At 43.6% G+C, this 22,143-nt stretch carries 26 protein-coding genes and 1 other annotated feature; of the genes, 17 read left to right on the top strand and 9 right to left on the bottom strand.

Features of this window, described 5'->3' with window-relative positions; all coding sequences use genetic code 11:
- Nucleotides 1-189: 189 nt before the first annotated feature.
- From MH215_RS23805 to MH215_RS23780, 6 genes are all read left to right on the top strand, one after another.
- Complete coding sequence (locus tag MH215_RS23805; RefSeq protein WP_239293610.1) at nucleotides 190-474, top strand: hypothetical protein; 285 nt, start codon at nucleotides 190-192, stop codon at nucleotides 472-474.
- Nucleotides 475-554: 80 nt separating this feature from the next.
- Entirely contained in the window at nucleotides 555-812 is a 258-nt protein-coding gene (locus MH215_RS23800) for a DUF7660 family protein (RefSeq protein WP_239293609.1), read from the top strand.
- A 36-nt stretch (nucleotides 813-848) separates the two neighbouring features.
- Nucleotides 849-1,703 carry an SMI1/KNR4 family protein gene (locus MH215_RS23795; RefSeq protein ID WP_239293608.1) on the top strand — a complete coding sequence of 285 codons (855 nt, stop codon included), beginning with the start codon at nucleotides 849-851 and terminating at the stop codon, nucleotides 1,701-1,703.
- Nucleotides 1,704-1,740: 37 nt separating this feature from the next.
- Nucleotides 1,741-2,136 (top strand): DUF6258 family protein, encoded by a 396-nt coding sequence (locus tag MH215_RS23790; protein ID WP_239293607.1) that lies wholly within the window; start codon nucleotides 1,741-1,743, stop codon nucleotides 2,134-2,136.
- Nucleotides 2,137-2,199: 63 nt separating this feature from the next.
- Complete coding sequence (locus MH215_RS23785; RefSeq protein ID WP_239293606.1) at nucleotides 2,200-2,688, top strand: hypothetical protein; 489 nt, start codon at nucleotides 2,200-2,202, stop codon at nucleotides 2,686-2,688.
- Entirely contained in the window at nucleotides 2,681-3,496 is an 816-nt protein-coding gene (locus tag MH215_RS23780; protein WP_239293605.1) for a hypothetical protein, read from the top strand. Before MH215_RS23785 ends, MH215_RS23780 begins: the two co-directional genes overlap by 8 nt.
- Nucleotides 3,497-3,701: 205 nt before the next feature.
- Here MH215_RS23780 and MH215_RS23775 read toward each other — a convergent pair whose 3' ends face one another.
- Nucleotides 3,702-4,022: a winged helix-turn-helix transcriptional regulator gene (locus tag MH215_RS23775; protein WP_056702287.1), complete on the bottom strand. Its 321-nt coding sequence runs from the start codon at nucleotides 4,020-4,022 to the stop codon at nucleotides 3,702-3,704.
- Between the two features lie 414 nt (nucleotides 4,023-4,436).
- Here MH215_RS23775 and zwf point away from each other — a divergent pair, with 414 nt between their 5' ends.
- The 3 genes from zwf to yunB all read left to right on the top strand — a co-directional run bounded on the left by zwf (nucleotide 4,437) and on the right by yunB (nucleotide 8,356).
- Entirely contained in the window at nucleotides 4,437-5,891 is a 1,455-nt protein-coding gene (zwf, locus tag MH215_RS23770; protein ID WP_239293604.1) for a glucose-6-phosphate dehydrogenase, read from the top strand.
- 466 nt (nucleotides 5,892-6,357) lie between these two features.
- Nucleotides 6,358-7,251, top strand: coding sequence for a phosphogluconate dehydrogenase (NAD(+)-dependent, decarboxylating) (gene gnd, locus MH215_RS23765; RefSeq protein WP_239293603.1), 894 nt, complete (start codon nucleotides 6,358-6,360; stop codon nucleotides 7,249-7,251).
- Between the two features lie 217 nt (nucleotides 7,252-7,468).
- A complete protein-coding gene (yunB, locus tag MH215_RS23760; protein WP_239293602.1) occupies nucleotides 7,469-8,356 on the top strand; it encodes a sporulation protein YunB in 888 nt (295 codons plus the stop codon).
- Nucleotides 8,357-8,499: 143 nt separating this feature from the next.
- Here the strand turns inward: yunB and MH215_RS23755 are convergent, their stop codons facing one another.
- Nucleotides 8,500-9,576, bottom strand: a complete 1,077-nt coding sequence (locus MH215_RS23755; RefSeq protein WP_239293601.1) for a peptidoglycan DD-metalloendopeptidase family protein — start codon at nucleotides 9,574-9,576, stop codon at nucleotides 8,500-8,502.
- A gap of 215 nt (nucleotides 9,577-9,791) precedes the next feature.
- Between MH215_RS23755 and lipA the strand changes: the two genes are divergently transcribed.
- The gene (lipA, locus tag MH215_RS23750) at nucleotides 9,792-10,691 is read left to right on the top strand and encodes a lipoyl synthase (protein WP_056702296.1); all 900 of its coding nucleotides are present in this window, start codon (nucleotides 9,792-9,794) and stop codon (nucleotides 10,689-10,691) included.
- Nucleotides 10,692-10,701: 10 nt separating this feature from the next.
- Complete coding sequence (locus MH215_RS23745) at nucleotides 10,702-11,124, top strand: YutD family protein (protein ID WP_239293600.1); 423 nt, start codon at nucleotides 10,702-10,704, stop codon at nucleotides 11,122-11,124.
- Nucleotides 11,125-11,190: 66 nt separating this feature from the next.
- On the opposite strand, the gene MH215_RS23740 is transcribed toward MH215_RS23745, so the two are convergent.
- Together MH215_RS23740 and ylbJ are read right to left on the bottom strand one after the other, a co-directional pair.
- A complete protein-coding gene (locus tag MH215_RS23740; RefSeq protein ID WP_056702297.1) occupies nucleotides 11,191-11,994 on the bottom strand; it encodes an NAD kinase in 804 nt (267 codons plus the stop codon).
- A 104-nt stretch (nucleotides 11,995-12,098) separates the two neighbouring features.
- Complete coding sequence (gene ylbJ / locus MH215_RS23735) at nucleotides 12,099-13,373, bottom strand: sporulation integral membrane protein YlbJ (protein WP_239293599.1); 1,275 nt, start codon at nucleotides 13,371-13,373, stop codon at nucleotides 12,099-12,101.
- A 585-nt stretch (nucleotides 13,374-13,958) separates the two neighbouring features.
- Here ylbJ and MH215_RS23730 point away from each other — a divergent pair.
- Together MH215_RS23730 and MH215_RS23725 are read left to right on the top strand one after the other, a co-directional pair.
- Entirely contained in the window at nucleotides 13,959-14,336 is a 378-nt protein-coding gene (locus tag MH215_RS23730) for a globin domain-containing protein (RefSeq protein WP_128103471.1), read from the top strand.
- A 36-nt stretch (nucleotides 14,337-14,372) separates the two neighbouring features.
- Nucleotides 14,373-15,104, top strand: coding sequence for a DUF2225 domain-containing protein (locus tag MH215_RS23725; RefSeq protein ID WP_056702304.1), 732 nt, complete (start codon nucleotides 14,373-14,375; stop codon nucleotides 15,102-15,104).
- Between the two features lie 26 nt (nucleotides 15,105-15,130).
- Here MH215_RS23725 and MH215_RS23720 read toward each other — a convergent pair whose 3' ends face one another.
- Nucleotides 15,131-15,364: a hypothetical protein gene (locus MH215_RS23720; RefSeq protein WP_056702306.1), complete on the bottom strand. Its 234-nt coding sequence runs from the start codon at nucleotides 15,362-15,364 to the stop codon at nucleotides 15,131-15,133.
- A complete protein-coding gene (locus tag MH215_RS23715) occupies nucleotides 15,361-15,543 on the bottom strand; it encodes a YycC family protein (protein WP_239293598.1) in 183 nt (60 codons plus the stop codon). The genes MH215_RS23720 and MH215_RS23715 overlap by 4 nt, the downstream gene beginning before the upstream one ends.
- A 180-nt stretch (nucleotides 15,544-15,723) precedes the next feature.
- Between MH215_RS23715 and MH215_RS23710 the strand changes: the two genes are divergently transcribed.
- Both MH215_RS23710 and MH215_RS23705 read left to right on the top strand, forming a co-directional pair.
- The gene (locus tag MH215_RS23710; RefSeq protein WP_239293597.1) at nucleotides 15,724-17,520 is read left to right on the top strand and encodes a M3 family oligoendopeptidase; all 1,797 of its coding nucleotides are present in this window, start codon (nucleotides 15,724-15,726) and stop codon (nucleotides 17,518-17,520) included.
- 359 nt (nucleotides 17,521-17,879) lie between these two features.
- Nucleotides 17,880-18,293, top strand: coding sequence for an O-methyltransferase (locus MH215_RS23705; protein WP_239293596.1), 414 nt, complete (start codon nucleotides 17,880-17,882; stop codon nucleotides 18,291-18,293).
- Nucleotides 18,294-18,369: 76 nt separating this feature from the next.
- On the opposite strand, the gene MH215_RS23700 is transcribed toward MH215_RS23705, so the two are convergent.
- Together MH215_RS23700 and MH215_RS23695 are read right to left on the bottom strand one after the other, a co-directional pair.
- The gene (locus MH215_RS23700; protein WP_024634588.1) at nucleotides 18,370-18,603 is read right to left on the bottom strand and encodes an alpha/beta-type small acid-soluble spore protein; all 234 of its coding nucleotides are present in this window, start codon (nucleotides 18,601-18,603) and stop codon (nucleotides 18,370-18,372) included.
- Between the two features lie 216 nt (nucleotides 18,604-18,819).
- A complete protein-coding gene (locus MH215_RS23695) occupies nucleotides 18,820-19,794 on the bottom strand; it encodes an aldose 1-epimerase (RefSeq protein ID WP_056702313.1) in 975 nt (324 codons plus the stop codon).
- Nucleotides 19,795-20,086: 292 nt separating this feature from the next.
- Nucleotides 20,087-20,364: a binding site (T-box leader), on the top strand.
- 89 nt (nucleotides 20,365-20,453) lie between these two features.
- Here MH215_RS23695 and trpS point away from each other — a divergent pair.
- Complete coding sequence (gene trpS / locus MH215_RS23690) at nucleotides 20,454-21,446, top strand: tryptophan--tRNA ligase (protein ID WP_239293595.1); 993 nt, start codon at nucleotides 20,454-20,456, stop codon at nucleotides 21,444-21,446.
- A 122-nt stretch (nucleotides 21,447-21,568) separates the two neighbouring features.
- On the opposite strand, the gene MH215_RS23685 is transcribed toward trpS, so the two are convergent.
- Nucleotides 21,569-21,766 (bottom strand): hypothetical protein, encoded by a 198-nt coding sequence (locus MH215_RS23685; RefSeq protein WP_239293594.1) that lies wholly within the window; start codon nucleotides 21,764-21,766, stop codon nucleotides 21,569-21,571.
- 119 nt (nucleotides 21,767-21,885) lie between these two features.
- On the opposite strand from MH215_RS23685, the gene MH215_RS23680 reads away from it, so the two are divergent.
- Complete coding sequence (locus MH215_RS23680) at nucleotides 21,886-22,107, top strand: alpha/beta-type small acid-soluble spore protein (RefSeq protein ID WP_056702318.1); 222 nt, start codon at nucleotides 21,886-21,888, stop codon at nucleotides 22,105-22,107.
- Nucleotides 22,108-22,143 lie beyond the last annotated feature (36 nt).

Raw genomic sequence — 22,143 nt, 5'->3', positions numbered from 1 at the left:
CTTTGAATTTAATAGAAGGATGGTTGCGTTAATATAATGAATTCTGAAAAAGAAGATCGAGAAAATGTCCAATCATGAGAGGATTACTACATCAATTGAATGAAAAACATCCAACTTGGGCGTGTGAAGTGGAGTATACATCATTTCTAGAAAATGAGATGTTAAATGGATCGAAAGGATATGATCGTAATGAGCGCCGATCAGGCAGATTGGAACAAACCATTCGAAACAGTAAATGATTTTGCGAGTTTTCTTAAAGTAATTGAGAACTGGGGCAAATTAGGTGATGATTGGGAGCAATATAATCCTTACGGTATGATCGCTATCTTATCTACTTGTCTAGAACATATCGGTCTTAACTTTCTAGATGATGAAATAGATGGGTTACATGAACATTTACGTGATGAGCAGATTCAATTACTGATCAGGATCGGTAGAAGCTTAGAAAAAGCTCAGTCAGAAACGGAAGCTTAAACCTAACAAAGCGTCTAGACACAATACATAGCGATCAGAAAGTAGTGGTGATCAGAATGAGTAGTTCAGAAGCAAATGATATGTCTAGTATCTATGAGAATCTGGAGAAGATTGAAAATCGAGAAGATATAGTTCGATTTATTTCCTCTTTAGTAGATGATTTGAAGAACAATTCGGAGGATTGGGCGAACATTTCACTAGAGGATTATTTAAACGGAATGGCATCATGGATTGAGGATATGGATGGGCTGTACCCAGAATCCGAGAGAGAACAATTGGAACACTTGGACTGGAAGCTAGTTGCTATGATCTTATATTCAGGAAGTCGGTATGAGTGAACATGATAGTAATAGAGAAATGAGGAGGTAACGTGAATGGACAGTTCTAAACTGGTGGTCGAGGAAGAAACTGAACTGCTTGCCCTCCATAGAGCTATATTCGAAGCTAAATTTAACCTCAGTCCCTCTGATATCGATATACAGGCAAGTCCGTATACTGCGGAACTGGCTCAGCGTGTATTGAAAACGATTGTAGAGCTTCAGTCAGCTACAGATATGAATAAGATCGAACGTTGGTCAAACTGGCTAGAACACAAGAAAGAGTGGATTTGGGAACGTTGCTTATCTTACATGTTAAAAATCCAACAATCTCATTGGATAAGGATGGATTATTCGAAGAAATGTGACTATGTCCAGTGGTTGTTTAGTCCTTATGCCCTTCATGAAGTAGATGTGGAACGATTTATAGGTGAAGTTGAGAAATATAGGCAAGCGATTGATCAAGGACATCCGATTTTTCTTAGAAGTTTCGGCTACGCTACCGATGTGATGTTAGATGAGCTGGAACAAAAGCTAGGTAGGAAGCTGCCTCCAGGCTACAGGACATATCTAAGAAATCATAATGGAGGTAAAGTGCTTGTTCATTACTGTACGTTTGTAGTGGAGGAATTAAATGAGGTTATCCCATTACATGTTATATTTGGTGTTCACGTAGAGAAACGATATGATCTTGCGTATTGGAATACGTTCAAGGATGAATTTCCGACTGGGCACATTCTCATTGGAGAAGCTGCTGCTGGAGGCAAGATTTTGATGGATGATCTAGAGAGGATTTATTATTGGAAAGATATGGAGTATGATGATCCTACCCGTAATGAGGGGCTATATAAAGTTGCAGATAATTTCGATACATTTCAAAGGACCTGGAAAAGAATGATCAAAACGATTTGAGCAACTAAGCACATGAAAATGAGGGAAGTGTAGCTTTATGCATCCTAAAGCGTTTATTCAAACTATTTATCTTGGTGATCGCGGTTGTAAGCAAATCATTATGGATGGCTGGAACTCCGAAGTGAGAATACAGGTGACCACAGTATCTAGAGTTAGAACGACTACGTGGAATTATTACTCAGATGAAGACATTATTAATGGGTACATTGTGTTCTCTAATATTGAATCCATCCGGATGGAGCCGAGTGGCTACATTCCTAACGATAGCATTACTGAGTTGAAGGTAGAAGAGCTGGACGATGGCATGTTTTTGTTCACTTTCTCAGCGTATTCAGCAAAGGGTCAAGATTCAATTGAAGTAATAACAAGTATAGTCGCTAGCAGAATTCATTTGGAAGACCCAATGAAACCAGGTATGAAGATCTTAGAATGAAACGAGTTACATTGTAGAGAATTCAAAGCAAATATTGAGATAAGCATGTAAGGAGACAACAACATGATCGCAGATTATCTATACATAGCATGTGAGAGTGAATATTATACCAAACCTGATTGGCAGGACTGGGCAGATCGACAGATTCTAAAGAAGAGCCAGGTGGAATACTGGATTTATGACGTGTCTTTAGCGAAGAATATCGTGGAACTTGGGACAGCTGTATGTGAAAAAAGAGTGGAAGAGCGTTATTACACAGAAAATAACTTCTCACCTAGTGATACTACCGTTGGTTATTATTACCTTCAATTTATTGAGAATAGATTAAGTCTACGTGATATCATCAATAAATTAAGTTATGAAGATGACCCAGCGAACACATCCTCTATTCATTATGGTGTGAGTTTCTATGACATATGGAAAGAAATCTATGCAGACGAGAAAAAGTTAGAGAACCCTTTATTGATTCAAAAAATAACTAAACTGTGCGAGCCTTATCAGCACATCGCATTGAAACAGCTAGAACAATTGGAGCTGTATTCATATGAATGAAATACTTAAAAATCTAACCAAAGATAAAGGTACGATAGAGTATCTGACATTCTTTGTTTTACTGGAGAAAATAAAATACATCCCGCCGATTCTAGAATATTGTGGTGATGATTTTGTGGAATATATGATAGAACTTCTACCACGAATTGATGATAAATATGACCGAGCTTCATTAATTGAGACGATAGTTCAATCGTATTATTGGGATGAGAACAGTGTTAGATATTCTGATGAACTTTTCAATGAATACATCCGATGTATACGTGATCATGCTACTAATTTAGATGATATTATATCTTGCTTAAATGGATTTGTTCATGCTGGGGTGCGTAAACAAGAGGTCGTGATTCAATTAATAAAACATGTGGATAAAGAAAAGACCATCACAATCCTTTCCCGATTTGAACTGGATGATGTGACCGAATCGCCAGGCAATGAATCAAAACTACTCACAGAGGCCAAAGAAGTTTCAAGTATAAGATGGCGTTCTGGGATCATTGCACAATTTCTGTTATTGGTGCATCCACAGGTTCGAAAATATGCTGGCATCAGCCAAATTACGTTCTTGTATGATACTTACCATGGCGTTTATGCGGATTGCTGGCCTAGAGGATTGCTTCCTAATCAAAAAGAACTCTTGCTGAACTCGAAGGTGCTGTCAGCAAGAGAAATAAGCGTTCTGGAAACATTGGAAGAGTTGATTAACTCGCAAGAGAAGGATTTGGATTCACCTGAAGTGAAGAGATTGTACGATGCATTTTTTGCAGGGAAAGATCCATTGGACGTTATATTTACGTTACCGAAGTGAATGGGAAAGATATAATTATTTAACATGAAGAACCAGGAGCGAACTGAGAAAGACTAATTACAATTCGCTAGTTCTCCCTCGCTCCTGATACAAATAAAAGTAGGCATCAACGTCTAAATCTCGATTAATCCCTTATACCATTTCAATATAACCTCAATTAAATTCAATTAAATTTCACTACATCAATATCTAGTTATATCCTTCATTAAAGCCACTTATCAGCCCATCGTTCCACGGCACTTAATGCCCTCCCGAGCTCTGTCCCTTTGCGGGACAACATATATTCTGTCCGCACCGGACGTTCTGTAACCACATGACGAACCACTAGTCCTTCTTCCTCAAGTTCCTTCATTCGTTCATTCAACACACGTTTGCTCAAGTCAGGGATATAAGCGTGAATTTCACTGAAACGTTTGGGTTCTTCCATTAACGCATGAATAATGAGGGCTACCCATTTGCGGCCAATGATCTGATAAGATTGTTCCACTTTTTCGCACATTTGCTTGGCATTCTTATCCTCGCTCATAATTGTACTCCTTTAGTTTGGTTATGCTTATTATAGCATTAGTATACTTATTGTAACCTTGGTGTCTAGTTGCTTTATGTATAAAAGGTCACATGCCAATTGTTATTAATGTTACCACATAAAGCGTTATCATCAAAGAAAAATCCTGTAAACACTGGTGTTCACAGGTTCGACATGATTGTTGACGAATTGTGACGACAGGTGTAATATGGGTAACGTTAATTCAAATGGTTACAATTTATAACCTACAAACGAGTTGTGGAGAGAAGGAATGTTCCATGTTAAATTCAAGCCGGATATGTAAACGGAGGCAAGGCGGGTAGCATACCCACTTATTCCGTCTTTTGTCATGCTTGGATTTGAACATTTTGCAACATCATATACTATACTGCACAGAGCACAGGAGGCACTCCAATGGATGCAATGACATTTGTCCTGTTTGGGGCAACAGGCGATTTAGCAAAACGCAAGATTTACCCTGCATTATATAATCTGTACATGGATCAAAAAATGCCGAAATCCTTTTCCGTTATTGGTCTGGGTCGGCGTGAATTGTCGGATGCAGACTTTCAGGCGAATGTCGAAAAGTCATTGCATGAATTTTCACGCCAAACTCCAGAGGAAGCGTCCCAGGTACGTGATTTCATTGGGGCTTTCCGCTATTGTTCTCTAAACAATACGAAGCTTGAAGATTACACCAAACTGCTTGAATTGGTTCAACAGCGTGAGCAAGAACTTAGCATTCCTGAGAATCGCATGTTCTACATGTCGGTAGCACCAGAATTCTTCGAGCCGATCGCACTGAATATCCAAGAAAGTGGACTCGGTAACACTAAAGGCTGGAAGAAACTGATTATCGAAAAACCATTTGGACATGACTTGCAATCCGCACGTGAACTAAATGAGAAGCTTAGCAATACCTTTGCAGAAGAAGAAATTTATCGGATTGACCACTTCCTCGGTAAACCGATGGTTCAGAATATGGAGACGTTAACTTATGCGAATCCAGTTATTCAGGCTTTGTGGTCTAACCGTTACATTGCCAATGTACAGATTACAGCAAGTGAGACTGTTGGTGTTGAAGAACGAGCTGCGTATTATGACCAAAGTGGTGCACTTCGTGACATGTTCCAAAACCACATGCTTCAGTTGCTGATGATGATCGGTTTACATTTGCCGAAGCGTTGTACGCCAGAAGAAATTCAATTTAAGAAACGTAAGATTGCCGAGTCTCTTCGTCCACTGTCGAAAGAGAATATCGCAACCGAGGTTGTTCGTGCTCAATATGCAGCAGGTGAACTGCAAGGTTCTTCTGTTGTTGGTTATCTGGACGAGCCTGGTATCCCAGCTGGTTCTCAGAATGAAACCTATGTAGCTGCAAGATTGTGGGTTGATGATCCATTCTGGAGTGAGGTTCCATTCTATATCCGTACAGGTAAACGTATGGCTGAGAAATCTACCCGAATCGTTGTTGAATTCAAAGCTCCACTGAAAACAGGGCATGAATCCGAGAATACGATGGAGCCGAACCTGCTAACCATTGAAATTGGACCAGGAGAAAGCATCTCGCTTCAATTAAATGCGAAGAATCCATTGAACCATGGTGATGTGGAACCGATGAGTATGACGTTCAGCTCAGGCAAACGCAATGTGCCTGAAGCATATGAGAATTTGATCTTCGACGCAATGCGCGGAGACTCCACTTTCTTCGCACACTGGAATGAAGTTGAGTTGGCATGGAAATGGGTTCAACCGATTCAAGAAGCCTTCCAAGAAGGCAGTGTGCCGCTGGATACGTATGCGGCAGGTTCACATGGCCCTGAGTCAGCAGACCGCCTGACAGCTGAGAACGGCTTCCGTTGGTGGTAAGATAACCGGTCTAAGCACTGACCAATAAGCTTTGCCAAATCTAAAGCTTTGAGAGCCTGTATAGACTAAGCCAATATAAAGAAATCTAACATACGATTTCATTTCTATAGAAGTAATGCCTTCAAAGTTCCAATTGTACCATTCCAATTTTGCGTAAGACCTTCCGCTTATCTTTACCTAGAAGGCTGTGGAAATTTTTGAATATAGATGGCGTTCGGTTTGAAAATGAGTTGGATGAGACGGGGAAAAGTAGTGGAGGAGTCGAGATCGATTCTGGAGAAGCGAAAGCGTGCGCCTTTATCCCCGGATTTTCTTCTTGTAAAAGGAGATTAAAAAAATCTGGGGATAAGAGCGATCGTAAGAACGAATCGACACCGGAACGGCTACTTGGTCCGTGTTGGTACTTATTTTCTTATCTGAACAAAAATAAAATTTAAACATAGTTCACATTACAGGAGGATTTATTATGAAACTCGGACTCGTTGGATTAGGTAAAATGGGATTGAACCTTGGAAGAAACTTGATTGATCACAAACATGAAGTCATAGCTTTTGACTTGAACACTGAAGCTGTGAAAGAAATGTCAGAATACGGCGCACAAGGCGTATCTTCTTATGCAGAAATGGTTGCATCTCTCGAATCCCCACGCGTATTGTGGATTATGGTACCTCACAACGTAGTAGATGCAGTATTGGCTGAGATTAGCCCACTTCTCTCCAAAGGCGACATCATCATTGAAGCGGGTAACTCCCACTACAAAGAATCCATCCGTCGTTATGAAGAGTTGAAACCACAAGGCATCCATTACATGGACGCAGGTACTTCCGGTGGTATGGAAGGTGCGCGCAACGGTGCATGTTACATGATCGGTGGCGACCCTGAAGCATGGGCAGTGGTTGAACCAGCATTCAAAGATACATCCGTAGAGAACGGCTACCTGTACGCAGGTAAAGCGGGCAGCGGTCACTTCCTCAAAATGGTTCACAACGGTATCGAGTACGGTATGATGGCTTCCATCGGTGAAGGTTTCGACGTATTGGAGAAAAGTGGTTTTGATTTCGACTTCGAGCAAGTTGCACGTGTATGGAACAACGGTTCCGTTATTCGTTCTTGGTTGATGGAATTGACAGAGCGTGCATTCTCCAAAGATGCGAACTTGGATGAAATCAAAGGTGTTATGCACTCTTCCGGTGAAGGACGTTGGACAGTTGAAACAGCGTTTGATCTTCAAACGGCTACACCTGTTATTGCGTTGTCCTTGTTGATGCGTTATCGCTCCCTGGAGACAGATACGTTCACAGGTAAAGTGGTAGCTGCACTGCGTAATGAGTTTGGCGGTCACGCTGTCGAGAAGAACTAATTCATATATTTTGACCATGGTAATAAGTGTACTCTTCCACAGATGTAGTGGGAGGGTGCACTTTTTTTGTCGTTTATAAAAGGGGGCGTATGCCAACTTATCATATAAGAGGTGCTGTCCTTCTTTTTCGGGACAACAGTGCATAAGGATAACATATACCTAGTCGGGTTAGAACAACCTCGTATAGCTCATCCCGCAGGGGAGGGACACTAAATTGATGAGAAGAAGATGGCGAAGCCGGAGACGCCGTAAGCCGCCAAGTGGCAAGCGTAAAATGTGGTTGATCATTTTATTAGTAACTGCTTTTTGTTTAATGCAGGGGTTTGCCTATGTGGATAAGAAAATGAAGCCCCCTATTATGCACCTAGCCAAAATTAGGGTGAAGCAGATTGCCACCGAGGCGATCAACAAAGCGATTACGGCACAGGTGGCAGAAGGTAAGACAACGGAAGGCTTAATCGATTGGAAGACGGATACTGCCGGGAAAGTGTCTGGTTTTATGCTGAACTACAACGAGCATATGCGAATCACCGCAAGTACGATGAACATCGTGCAGTCCACCCTACAGAATGTGCATATGTTAAAAGAGAAAATACCACTTGGGCAAGCATTAGGCAGCCCTGTGATGGCATCATTTGGCCCCAATATCCCGGTTCGTATTGAGCCTCAGGGGGCGGTAAAAGTAGACCTGAACACTCGTCAGCAAAATGCCGGTATCAATATGATCTTGGTCGAAGTATACATTCACATCATTGCAGAGGTTGCTGTGGTGGTGCCGTTTGATATGGAACCTGAGACGGTGGATACAGAGATTCCGATCTCGTACCTGCTCGTTGTAGGCGATGTACCGATGTACTACTATGATAATCAAGGAAAACCTGTAGGCAGCAATGGTAGCCAGGCTCCAGCTATCGCACTCCCATCAGGTCATTCAGGGGTATCAAGCGGGGGAGGGGTTACTTCTAATCCGGCAAGTCCATCGACGAGCCCACCAGCTCCTACGCAGCAGCAAATGCCATCTGAAGGCTCACAAGGAGGCGTGTTTGATCTGGAGGAGATGCCCGAGATCAATGGAACGCAGCCCAACACGAATGGAAATCATTAAGCTTAAAATAAAAGACAAAACCCAAAAGAGCCTTAACATAAGGCTCTTTTGGGTTTACGTTCGATGTTTAAACGTTTGATATTTTACGTCGTATCAATCTGAGGAAGAACACATTACACTACAAAATCCATTGTCATCAACATTTATTTGCTTTTGTTTTTCTTCTGTTTGCGTTCTTCCCGCTCCCAATGAGATAACGATGGATAGGGATCAAACGACCATTCCGTCAGACCACTATCTCGATAAATACCATAATGAAGATGTGGAGGGAACTTGCCTTGAGTTCCTGGTTTTCCGTAACCCGAGCTACCTACCCAACCTACGACTTGACCTGGCGTTACAACTTCACCGATATGGGCGTTTTTGTCAAAGCCAGATAGATGTGCGTAATAGTGGTAGTGATTATTCAGATCCCGAATACCAATCCGCCAACCACCGAATGGGTTCCAACCCTTAATCTCTACAACACCATAACAAGTGCTGCGGACAGGAAGGCCGTGAGGAGCGAAGATATCCGTACCTTCGTGAATTCTATAGCCTCCCCAGCTTCGTTTGGTTCCCCATGTGCTACGATAGGAGTAATTGCTACCTAACGGGACGGGGAATGCATGTCCAAATAGATCAAGATTGTCGAAATGCTCGTATAACTTAGCGAATTGCTGAATGCGCTGTACCGATCTGGAGTTATGATAATACTCCCATAGAGCAATGTTGAAGTCCTCCTGACGGTTTCCATACTTCTGAATAACACTAGCGAAACTGTAGAGTAGATCTAGATCATTGTTGGGATCTGCAATGCCGTCACCCGAACCATCTCGCCCATACCCGTTGAAAAATAGAATGGAGGCCGGATGCTGATCCGTCTCATCCGGGTTTAACCAGCCTCTCCATGCTGGAGACGTCATATAGATGCCTGTCAGCCGTTCAGGATGATTGCGATCCTTCGGGTGTGCACGTGTAATGGTTCGTTCATATTGATCAATCGCTGCTAATCTGTACCAGGGTATCCCGGTTATCTGCCCGATACTTTCATATAGATGACGGCGTGCAGCGAAAATTTCAGCAGGTTTTTGTTCTGCACCCTGGTTCTGGACTTGTGATGTGGTTATAGAGGGTTTACCATGGACATCTACAGGCAAGAGTGGGAGAAGCAATGTGCCTGCGAGAATCGTTTTAATCCAGAAAGTATAGGTAAACCGCGTTGTGAAGCGATCTTGCACAGGGAAGCAGCCCCTTTCCGTAGATGATAAACACGATTGCCGAGTGAATAAGCTATATCCTAGGTTCTTCAAAAGTCGTGATTTTATCCATGTAAGCATTTTGCATATAAGAGCTGTGATGCACAAGATGAGACAAATGGGAGTTTTTCCAACGCTTTCATGGTATAATATGTTCCGAGCAACAGCCTAACTTCAGTAGAAAGAAGGTTTACGCATTGGCTAAACGTGTTAAAGAACCGAAACCAGATTGGATTCGGATCAAGTTGACCACCGGCGATAATTATCAGGAAATGAAAGAGATGATGCGTTCCAAAACGCTGCATACAGTATGTGAGGAAGCACGCTGTCCCAACATTTATGAATGCTGGGCCAATCGAACGGCAACTTTTATGATTTTGGGCGATATTTGCACACGGGCATGCCGTTTTTGTGCGGTCAATACCGGCTTGCCAACGGAACTAGATTTGCAAGAACCAGAACGGGTAGCAGAGGCGGCAGAACAGATGAATCTGCAGCACTGTGTCATTACCAGCGTAGCTCGTGATGATTTGAAGGATGGCGGGGCTACAATCTTTGCGGAGACGGTGAAGGCTGTACGTAGACGGTTGCCACTCTGCAGTGTTGAAGTACTTATTCCAGACTTTCTAGGCGATCGTGAGTCGTTGCAGATTGTTATGGATGCCAAACCGGATATTTTGAACCACAACATTGAGACGGTTGAGCGGTTGTCAGACAAAGTGCGTGCGAAGGCGAAGTATAAACGATCCCTGGAACTGCTTGCTCGTGCCAAAGAAATGCAGCCGAACATCCCGACAAAATCAAGTATTATGCTGGGTGTCGGTGAGGAGTATAATGAAATTCTGTCAACGATGGATGATCTTCGGGCAGTAGATTGCGATATTATGACGATTGGTCAGTACTTGCAGCCTTCCGAGAAACATCTGTTTGTTGAAAAGTATTATCCGCCAGAGGAATTTGCAGCACTGAAACAGGAAGGTTTGAAACGTGGATTCAGCCACGTGGAATCCGGACCGATGGTGCGTAGTTCCTACCATGCGCATGAACAGGTGAAGTCAGCTACCAAACATGCGGAACAGGCGGCAACACACGCATGATGGAGGATACATGATGGACGATATAGAAGTGCAAGAAGGAAGTACAGAAGAGGTTCAAGAGTCGCTTCAGGACAAACCTGAGGATCAATCTCAAGACAAACCTCAGGACAAACCCCAAGAAAAAATCATCGTTCAAGTCGGTGGGAAAAATTACGAAATCGTACAGAACCACAAAGAAGGATGGAACACGGAAGTTTTCCGTGATCGGTACAGCGAAGTGCTGGAAAGATACGATTATATTATCGGAGACTGGGGTTACAGTCAGTTACGTCTGAAGGGCTTCTACCGGGACAATCATCCCAAAGCAACGAAGGATTCAACGATCTCCAGTATGGTGGACTACATTAATGAATATTGCAACTTTGGTTGTGCGTACTTTGTTCTACAAAAGTGCAAAGATCAGCCACCAGCCAAAGCAAAAAGCGGCTCCTAGAGGAGCCGCTTTTTTTTGTAGCTTGTTATCAGAAGATAACTCTCATTGGCATAGCAAGTCGTGTAGCTAGTCCAGAAAGGCAGTGCGCACTCGATTCCAGAACGGATACGGACGATACCGCGCAAAGCTCACTTTATGACTAGATACTTGGCAGCGTACAGAGATAAGATCCTCAACCATAACGTTAACGTGATCAATCGTCATCAACAGACGTTGATCCTTGCGCGAGAAGATATCGCAGTGATGGTGCTTCGGCAAAATAACTGGTGAACCCAGCGTCCGATACACGCGATTGTTAATGGAAGCAATCTCAGCGATCTGAATCGCATCAATTGTAGGATGCACCATAGCTCCACCAAGTGCCTTGTTGTAGGCTGTACTGCCAGATGGCGTCGAGACACAGATGCCGTCCCCACGAAACATCTCGAAAGTGACGTCATTGATGTCAACCTGAGCAACAACGGTACCATCTACCCCTTTTAACGTAAATTCATTTAACGCGATATAAGAGGAATTGCCAGACTTCTTACGAATCTCCAGCTCCAGTAACGGATACTGCACAATGCGGGGTTTAAGGTGCTCCGAATCCCCTTTTCCGCTCATGAGTCTTACCAATTCTCTTAATTCTTCCTTCTTCCAGTCGGCATAAAATCCGAGATGCCCTGTGTGAACCCCAACAAAAGCAATGTCCGGGATCCGGTCGATGAAGTTATGAAACGCCTGCAGCATCGTACCATCGCCTCCGATAGAGACAACAATTTCGGGTGATTCTGCATCCAGCTTGAATCCTTCCTCTTTGGCCAGCGCGTGAAATTGCTGACTGAGATCAATCGATAACTGGTCTCCGCGGTCTTGAACATAGTATCTCAAGATGAAAGCTCCTTTGTGGTCATTATACTACCGATGATAATCAATTCCGGAGAAGAACACAACGTTGGATTGATATTCCTGGCCTTAAAGATGGACAAAACGAATTATCTTTTTACATGTCTGTTTGAAAATAGAGAAATGATTAACGAGCAGATCAGCAGCAGGAACACCACAATCCCGAGGGTAACGAGACCCGTAACAACAACCGTTCCCCAATGCGGAGTGTATGTAGAGGGGATGAGATTAGGGGAAGTCGGGGCAAACGCAGGCGCATCCATCGTTCCCATAATGGGTACCCACAGCAACAACACCAGTATTGGTGCGATGAGTGCATGGAAGACTCTAGCTAACAGGAAAGGCCCATACCTCATAGGGGTGTTGCTCAGTATGCTCATAATCTGTGCGTGAACAGAGAGTCCACCCCAAGACAATACAAATGCTGCGGCTGCCGCCTTGTACATAAGGGGGATACTTGCTCCTGCGGCTCCGGCCTCTTTGGCTCCCAAAGTCACTTCGAATAACCCGCCTACAAGGCTCTGGGACAGAGCCGGGGGCAGCCCAGCATGAACTAGACCTAATTCCGTCCATTGGTATAACACGCCCAGCCAGCCTGTTTGTACCAATAGCTCCATGATGACGGAGAAGAATACAACTAACCCCCCAACGATAATAATAAGTCGAAGGGATGAGGCAATGGCTTGGCGCAATAATTCGCCCAATGCCCGACCATCCGCCATTCGAGCCTGATGCATCGCCTCGATCGCGAGCTTCAGTTTATTCTTTTGTATGTTATTTGGATGTGAAGGGTAAACTTTAGATTCGCTAATTGAGTGTTTATTGGATTGATCTGTTCCTTTGCCATGGAAACGCATCAGTAGTCCGACGATAAATGCGGCAGCATAGTGTGAAGCGACTAACACTGGCGCGATGGCAACATTATGGAAGAAGCCGACAGATACGGCACCGATCATGAAAATGGGATCAGATGAGGTGGTGAAAGCTACGAGGCGTTCTCCTTCTTCTCGGGTAACCAACTTCTGTTCCCACAACTGCGCAGTTAACTTGGCTCCTGTAGGATAACCGGATGCGCAACTGACAGCGAATACGAACCCGCCGCTCCCCGGTACACGAAAAATTGGACGCATAAGTGGATTAAGTAACGTACCGAGAAAATGAACAATCCCAAACCCGATGAGTAGCTCAGACAAAACTAAAAAAGGGAAAAGGGAGGGGAACAACACGTCCCACCAGATGGCAAGTCCACGCACACCCGCTTGCCACGTTTCTGCCGGAAATAGAATCATGAGCATGCATAGGGCGAGGATAGCAAGTATAAACATGACGTGGGTTAGTTTTTGCAGCTTACCAAGAGCAGACATGATTCCTCTCCTTTTCAGAAAAATGGCTTTCCGGCAGAATAAGGCCTTGTGCCATCAATATATGAGCTAAGGCGGACAAACAGTACAACTAAGTACCTATTTACAATAGAAAGCGCTTGCAAAAATGGCTGTATTTTTAAACGATGTATGCTAAAATGAAAAAAAACGCCTGAACGTCACCTCAATCTGCTAACGGGTGAATTCATTTCGGATGGAGTGATGATTATGAGTCTTGTCACCGGAGTCCTAGTCTGTGCTTTTGTCTATGTTATACGTGCGTCGCTTGTACGCTCTGAAGAAGAGGACTGGCGAAGCTATTAATGAATAAATGATGCGCTGAACCTTAGGTTTGGCGCTTTTTTTGTTGTTATTATCTAGTCGTAAGTAAGTCCATGTCATACTGTCATACGCAAAATTGTTAAATAATAATCCATATCTTGTGTGATGTTAGATAGGACTTTTGGTTTTTTTTTGATAGAATGAGGATTAGGGTGTATGTAACCTGGTCTTTAATTTTAGTTCACAATTAAGCATAGGAGTGTAATATATGCCAAAATTCGACACAACTAATGTGGGGGCAAATCAATGAAACCTACGCTAAGTATTTATGAAAATCTCGGCGGGGAACAAGGTGTACGAGCTCTGGTAGAAGCCTTTTACCCGATTGTTATGCAAAATGAACAGTTAGCACCATTGTTTCCTGAAGATATTCAGCCAGTGATGGATAAACAGTACATGTTTTTATCTCAATTTTTCGGTGGTCCTGCCTTGTTCTCTGAGGCATATGGTCATCCGATGATGCGTGCCCGCCATATGCATTTCGAAGTGACGGTTGAACGAGCTGAAGCATGGCTCTCATGTATGAATCAAGCGTTGACACAGATCGGTGTTGAAGAACCGTTGCATTCGTTTATCCTGCAGCGTTTATCGGGACCGGCACATCACTTTGTGAACACGCCTTAGTTCCGATTACAAGCTTACGGGAGAGGGATGGAATGAGTGGAACTAGAACCGCTGTATAAGGTGAAAATAACGTGTCACTATTGTGAAAATGAGTTTGAAACTTCACGGGTTAGACCAAGTTTGAAGAGACCTTACCGAACTGATTCCGACTTCTGCGCTTATTACAAACTAGAGAACCCGGACTTTTACGTTGTGCGTATCTGTCCCGAATGTGGATTTGCTTCTACAGAGAATTCAACGGAACGTTTAAGTGATACACAACGGCAAAATTTCAAGAATCAGATCGGTAACCGTTGGGAGAAACGCGATTATAGCGGGGCACGGACGATCGATCAGGCACTTGCAACGTACAAGCTTGGACTGTTGTGTGCGCAAGTGATCCAAGAGAAGGATCGTGTCGTTGCTGGTTTACTTCATCATATCGCTTGGTTATACCGCTACCGTGAGGATCATGAGCAGGAACGTCGTTTCTTGGAATTTAGTCTAGACTCGTATGTGAGGGTATTTGAGCGGGAAGGCACAGGTGGAAATGAAGCCCGATTGCTTTATTTGCTGGGGGAATTAAATCGTAGGATAGGTCGCTTCCATGAGGCGGTCAAATGGTTTGGAAGAGTCATTCAGGACAAACGTATTACAGATGCGGCTATGATTCGTGCCTCGAGAGAGCAATGGGCATTACTGCGGGAACAGATGATTTCTGGCAAAATGGAGCTACCTGAAGAGATGGTTGAAGCCGAAAAAGGGGCTACTAAGCGTAGCCCCAACTAAGCACTATATTCGTCTTATGAATCCAATTAATTACGAATTGGACGGCTGGACAGCAGGTAGTCACTATCGTTATCAATCACCGTCATACTACCGTTACAACAAGGAAAGACCAGCAATTTCTTCTTGCCTTCACGGATGCGTACAAGCTCTTTCGGTTTCAGGGGCAGCAACACATTGCTTGCATGGCAGAACGGGCATTGCTGTACATAGATGTCCCCCATCACAATGTCATAAGGCCAACTGTTCTCAAAAGGAATCATTCTTGCTCGCCTTCCGAGGTTTCTTCGGATGCAGTTGGCTTGGACGCTTCAGCTTTGGCTAACTCGGCAATTTTCTGCATCAAGATATGCTGGGGCATATGCATCAGGTGTTCCAATGGCACACCAAGGGATTCCGCTAATTTTACGGCTGTGTCAGCCGATACTTGTAAAGGTTTCATCACATTTACCTCCTAAAGAATAGCTTAAACTATTCCTCTAGTATAGAGATACAGTCTTCATAAAACCAGTGTTTATTCAGTTAATTACATTTGTGCTGAGTGAAAAATGGAATACAGTCTTCATAGGGTTCATTGTTACGTCATTTGTTATTCAATCTGTAGAGAGAGGTGCCTAATTAAATGAAAACACCATTACATCCCGTATGGGATCTGGAGTCCATCTTTAGTGGAGGTTCTTCATCCGAGTCATTTGCTGCATATCTAGTTGAGCTTGAGCAGGATGTTCGCAACCTTCAACAACTACTGAAAGAAACACCTGTACCAAGCAATCTGGAGGAAACAAAAACATTTGATCCGATATTGGAATTGTTGCAGAGCTGCTACATTCGGACTTCCGAAGGATCGGCCTTTGTATCTTGTCTCTCTTCACAGAATCAGAAGGACAAGAAGGCTACACAGCTTCAAGGTGCGATTAGTTCTCTTGGAGCTATGCTGAGCAGCAGTAAGTCCCAGTTTGATAACAAACTCAGTGAAACGGAAGATCACGTATGGGAAGCATGGATCGCTCGGGATGACATTCAGCCACTATCTTTTGTACTGAACGAAAGTCGCACACAAGCTCGTGAGAAGCTGTCACCTGAACTAGAGGGTCTTGCTCTTGATTTAGGGGTTGATGGTTACCATGGCTGGGGCAAATTCTATAATACAATCGTAGGAAAAATTAACATTCCATTTGAGCAAAATGGAGAAACAGTCATGTTATCAGCAGGGCAGGCTTCCAACAAGCTTAGTGACAGTGATCGCACTGTACGCGAAAAGGTTTTCGCACAGTGGGAAGAGGCTTGGACTGACGTCGAGGATTTTTGTGCGGATACGCTGAATCATCTTGCTGGTTTCCGTCTTAAGTTATATGAGAAGCGTGGCTGGGATGATATCCTTAAGGAACCTTTGGCGATTAACCGGATGTCGCGTCAGACACTGGATACGATGTGGGATGTTATTAACGGAGCCAAACCTTCATTAGTTCGTTACCTAGAGCGCAAAGCGAAGCTTCTTGGCGTAGACAAGCTGAGTTGGAGTGACGTCGATGCTCCTGTTGGAAAATCGGGTGGCAAAGTGACTTATGATGAAGCTGCGATTAATATTGTTGAACAGTTCGCGAAGTTCAGTCCCAAGCTTTCGAAATTTGCTGAGATGGCGTTTGAGAAGCGTTGGATTGAAGCTGAAGACCGTCCTGGTAAGCGTCCAGGTGGATTCTGTACATCTCTGCCACTGAGCAAAGCAACTCGAATCTTCATGACATTCTCTGGGACTCCATCAAATGTTTCGACACTCGCTCATGAGTTAGGACACGGATACCATCAGCATATCATGGAAGAGTTGCCTGCGCTGAATCAACGCTATGCGATGAATGTAGCGGAGACGGCATCTACTTTTGCTGAATTGATCGTTGCTGATGCACTTGTTCAAGCGGCGACAGATGAACAAGAGAAGTTGGCTTTGTTGGAAGATAAAATTCAACGGAGTGTAGCATTCTTTATGAATATCCACGCTCGCTTCTTATTTGAGAATCGTTTCTATGAGCAACGTAAAAAGGGACTTGTTAGTGCCGATGAACTATCCAAATTAATGGTGGATGCTCAACAAGAAGCATTCTGTGGTGTGTTAGCATCGGATCATCCGCATTTCTGGGCATCGAAGCTGCATTTCTATCTGACAGGTGTACCTTTCTATAACTTCCCGTACACGTTCGGTTATATGTTCAGTGCAGGAATCTATGCTAGAGCACAGCAAGAGGGAACAGCCTTTGCAGATAAATATGATGACTTGCTGAGAGATACGGGGCGAATGACCGTAGAGCAATTGGCAGATAAACATCTGGGGACTGACCTAACTAAGCCTGAGTTCTGGCAAAATGCCGCCGATCTAGTTATTGCTGACATTGAAAAGTTCCTTGAGATGACAGAGGATCACTAATAAGCATTTATAGAGGTTGTCCAAAAAGCAGACTTTAATCAAGCCCTTTCTGAACACCCACTTATAGTGAAGCTTTGATTTTTAGCGAGGTACAAATGCCATTTGTATATCATACAAGACTGCCAGCCCGATGCACGTCATTTGGGTGGCAGTCTTTTTTGTGACACGGCAGATACAATTATTTTGTCGCAATACAGAGAAAAAACTCAGTTTTAATCGCGGAAATGGCAATTATTTGTGCAAATTATAGTAATAAATACCCAAGTTTGTTTGTTATTGTTGAATGACTATATATATTGTCATATAATGAGTCGTAAGTCCTTGTTATGAAGGGATGAAGTGCATAAAGGAGGATCAGTATGGTAAAAATTGACCAGCTTTCATTAGCACGACAGTTAGATCTGGTGTTCAAAGAGCTTGATCATGAGTTGGCGGGATTAGATTCAGGTGTTGTTTTTGTGCAAATACGCAATAACGTAATTGGGAAATTCGGAATTCGACATAATCCGATATCTGGGCGGAATGGACAATTAGAAGTGGAGAATGAGGGATTAAATGAAGCTCAACGGTCTTCTTTCCGGGTTATGGCATTAGAGACGTTGAAATTTAAGAAGAATTGGACGCATGGAGAAATTTCATATGACTTTACAGTAAGACAAGGCATGATTTTGGTAGATGCAACGATGGAATCCAATTACAATATGGCTAACTTAATGATTCGTTATCCTAGGGCAAATACATACAAGGATTCAGGAATGGAATCAACTTCCTAAGCGTCAGTATAACCAAAAGCGGCACTTCCGAAGAAGGCCGCTTTTAGCTTTACCACGTAAGCATGCTTTCGAGTTCTTAAGAACGACCCGATAATTGCTGCTCAGCGATTTGTACCAGACGTTTAGTAATGTATCCTCCCAGAGATCCTGTCTCACGGGAAGTGTAGTTACCGTAGTATCCATCTTGTGGAATGGTTACACCCAGCTCTTGTGCCGCTTCAATTTTCAATTGTTGCAAAGCTGCTGTTGCTTGGGGAACAACCAGATTGTTAGAACTGTTTCTATTACCTTGGTTTTGGCCTCCGTACATGTGTGTCACCTCCTTATGGGTTGGTGATGTTAGTATGGTTAGAGAATGAAGAAATATACATCATATGGCGTAAGGGAAATTTTAGGGTTTAATGATGTGAAGGGTATAAGCAAAAAGCCGATCCTATAAGGATCGGCTTTCTGGCGTATAGGTAAAATGAAGAACGTACGTCTTTGAGCATGATAAGGTGCATGATAGAGTTGTTTCTTTGTAACGTTACTCTACTGGAGGAACAACTTCAATCCGCGTAACCAGCTCTACTGGCTGCTGTGGTTCCAGTCGGATCAATCCCGTTTGCTGATCTGATAAAGACAGATTCGGGGCATCGGAGAGCCAGGTGTAAGGCTCAATGCACAGGAATTGATCGGATTCGCCTTTTGTATAGAGAACCCAATGCTTGAAATATCGTTCATCTGCTGAATAATTCAGCAGATATCCATCCTGACGTCGTAGTTGAGCAATAGCCGGTTTATGCTCGTCAGCCTTGAGAAGTGTATCCCAATTTCGGCCTTGCATATTCATACCTTCATTCAAGGCAGCCCATTCGCCTAGCTCAGCAATTTCACCTGTAGGCAACTGTTCTTCATTCTGTGAATATAAACCTGAAACAGGCAGCTGAAGTGTCCATTCGGCAGGTGCGCCGTCAAGTAGGAACCATGTATGATATCCCATTCCAAATGGAGCAGGAGTTGAACTCAAATTCGTTACACGCAACTGTTGGCTCAGGACAGCATTTTGCAGCCTAAACGTCATCTCTAGCTTGAGAGGAATAGGGAATTGCTCCATCCAGTGATCTTCGTTCTCAGTAAGTAATTCCGTAGTGATGGCACATCCATCTTCATCCTCTTCTATGTCACTGACACACCAGGATTGTGTACGATGGAGACCATGGATGTGGTTGTCGTTGGCTGTGTTCTGATCGAACTGGTAATGGACGCCCTCATATTCGAATTGTCCACGATGAATTCGACCAGGTGGAATGAGAAGCGGAACACCGAAGTGATACGGTTTCTGCAGATAAAATGCAAGATCATCTTCTTCTGGGCTGCGAACGACATCGCGTCCCTGCACGAGATCGCGAATAGAAATGATATTGTTTCCAAGACGCGGTAGCAGGGTAATCTCCAATTCACGGCTATGTAGGATATACGTGTCGTAACCATTCCATTGGCCTTTGGTCACTTGTTTCATATCGATGCTCCTTTTCCCACTTGAAATCTGTCTGCAAGCGGCTTTTTTAATCTTCCGCTGCAGGCGTGTCATTGTGTACATGCCAGCAATCCCTTAAGCAATCCACGCGAATGCTTGGAATAGGGTTAAGCTATTCCATCATAACAGATTTCAGTGGAGTGGGTAAAAAAAAGCTCATTCTTAATTTTTGACAATCCGTGTAGATGGCATTAAGATGGTATTCAGATATAGGTTTATTTACAAGTTGAATAACTTGAAAATGTCTGTTTAAAAAGGACTTTTTAAACAACTGCTTAAAGCGATGATAGGGATAAGTAAGTGGAGGGCACTCTCTTCAGAAAGCCGGTGGGTGATGTGAACCGGTGTGAACTCTTTGCCGAATGGCCCCTTGAGTGCGGAGTTGAACCGGGTAGCTGATGTTGGCTCTATCCCGCAGTAGGTTCTGACGTATATTCCACGTTACGGAACAATGAAGGTGTTTCTTGTTGTTGAATCGATGTGCGTAAGTACAGAGAATCTACTTATCAAGGGACACGAATAAGGGTGGCACCACGGTCTCACGTCCCTTGCGGGCGTGGGATCTTTTTGCGTCCGCGGAGAATACATGATCTACCCGGAGTTAACCGGGTCAGAGCTAAATTCGAGGAGGCATTACTTTTATGAAAACTGTATTATCTGGAATTCAGCCGAGTGGTAAACTTACGCTTGGTAACTACATTGGTGCGATCAAAAATTTTGTGAAGCTGCAGCATGATTATCAGTGTCACTTCATGGTAGTGGATCTTCATGCCGTTACTGTATCTCAGGAACCTGCTGCACTCCGTGAGCAATCCGAGGCAGTAGCTGCACTGTTTATTGCAGCTGGCATTGATCCGACCAAGTCCAACGTATTTTTGCAGTCTCATGTGCCTCAGCACGCTGAGTTGGGATGGTTAATGACAACACTCACTTCTATGGGTGAGCTTGAGCGTATGACTCAGTTCAAGGATAAGTCTTCAGGCAAAGATTCGGTTGGAGCAGGACTGTTTGTATATCCGTCTCTAATGGCAGCTGACATTCTGCTATATAATGCGGACCTTGTTCCAGTAGGTGAGGATCAGAAGCAGCATTTGGAGCTTACACGTGATCTTGCTGGACGCTTCAATCACCGCTATGGCGAGTATTTCACCATTCCAGATCCGTACATTCCACAAGTGGGTGCGCGTGTAATGTCGCTGGATGATGCTTCCTCCAAAATGAGTAAAAGTAATCCGAATGCAGGCAGTTATATCGCTCTTCTGGACACACCGGCAGAGATTCGCAAGAAAATCAGTCGTGCCACAACAGATTCAGGACGTGAAGTCGTGTATGACCCGGCGAATAAACCGGAAGTGAGCAATCTTATGAGTATCTACGCGGAATGTGCTGGCATGACTCTTCAACAGGTTGCCGATCAGTATGAAGGCCAGATGTATGGTCCATTCAAAAAAGGATTGGCAGAGGCTGTCGTTTCCGTCATTGAGCCATTACAAGAACGATATCGTGAGATTCGCGAATCTGGCGAATTAACTGATATTCTCGATGCTTCCGCTCGTCGGGCAGAAGAAGTAGCTTCCAAAACACTTAATGATGTTAAAGAACGTATGGGCTTTGTACCAAGACGTGCACGGTAGTAAGTCATATTTGAATCCAACGATATAGAGCAATGAGTTTTAGATATAGCCAAAAGAGGAGCCATAGGCTCCTCTTTTGTTGTTTGACTAGAGTATATAAGACTTTGCTCAAAAACACAGAATTAAGAAGCTGAACCCGTTGATGCCTGGAGTTCGCGACGTTCTTTTTTGGCGCGGATGACAAAGCCCCAACCGATGTTACCCATGGACAAAATAAATCCTAACGCGGCCAGCCAGCCAGAGTACGACATCGCAATTGCTGTAACCGTTAACAAAACAATGGAAGAGAATGCAAACCATAAGGATAGACCTTTGCTCATTGGAAAAAACCTCCATCATAAGATTTAATGAATCTCCGTATAACCTGAAGCGTGCGAGACATAATAATCTTGCAAGCTTGCATTACATTACAGACACAGATTGAAAGGAGATTTAAAATATGGCTCAAGGATCTCGTTCTTCTAACAACTTGGTGGTACCTCAAGCAACTGCAGCATTGCAACAATTGAAAATGGAAGCTGCACAGGAACTGGGTGTAACTATTCCACAAGACGGTTACTATGGTAACTACACTTCCCGTGAGACAGGATCTCTGGGTGGATATATTACCAAACGTCTGGTACAAATCGCTGAGCAGTCTCTGGCTGGGTCTGGCAAATAATTCATCATAACCAAACAGCAACAACCAGAAAGCCCG

Source organism: Paenibacillus sp. ACRSA (assembly GCF_022346845.1).
Taxonomy (GTDB): domain Bacteria; phylum Bacillota; class Bacilli; order Paenibacillales; family Paenibacillaceae; genus Paenibacillus.
The sequence above is the reverse complement of the archived record's forward strand: the minus strand, read 5'-3'. Positions and strand labels throughout refer to the sequence as shown.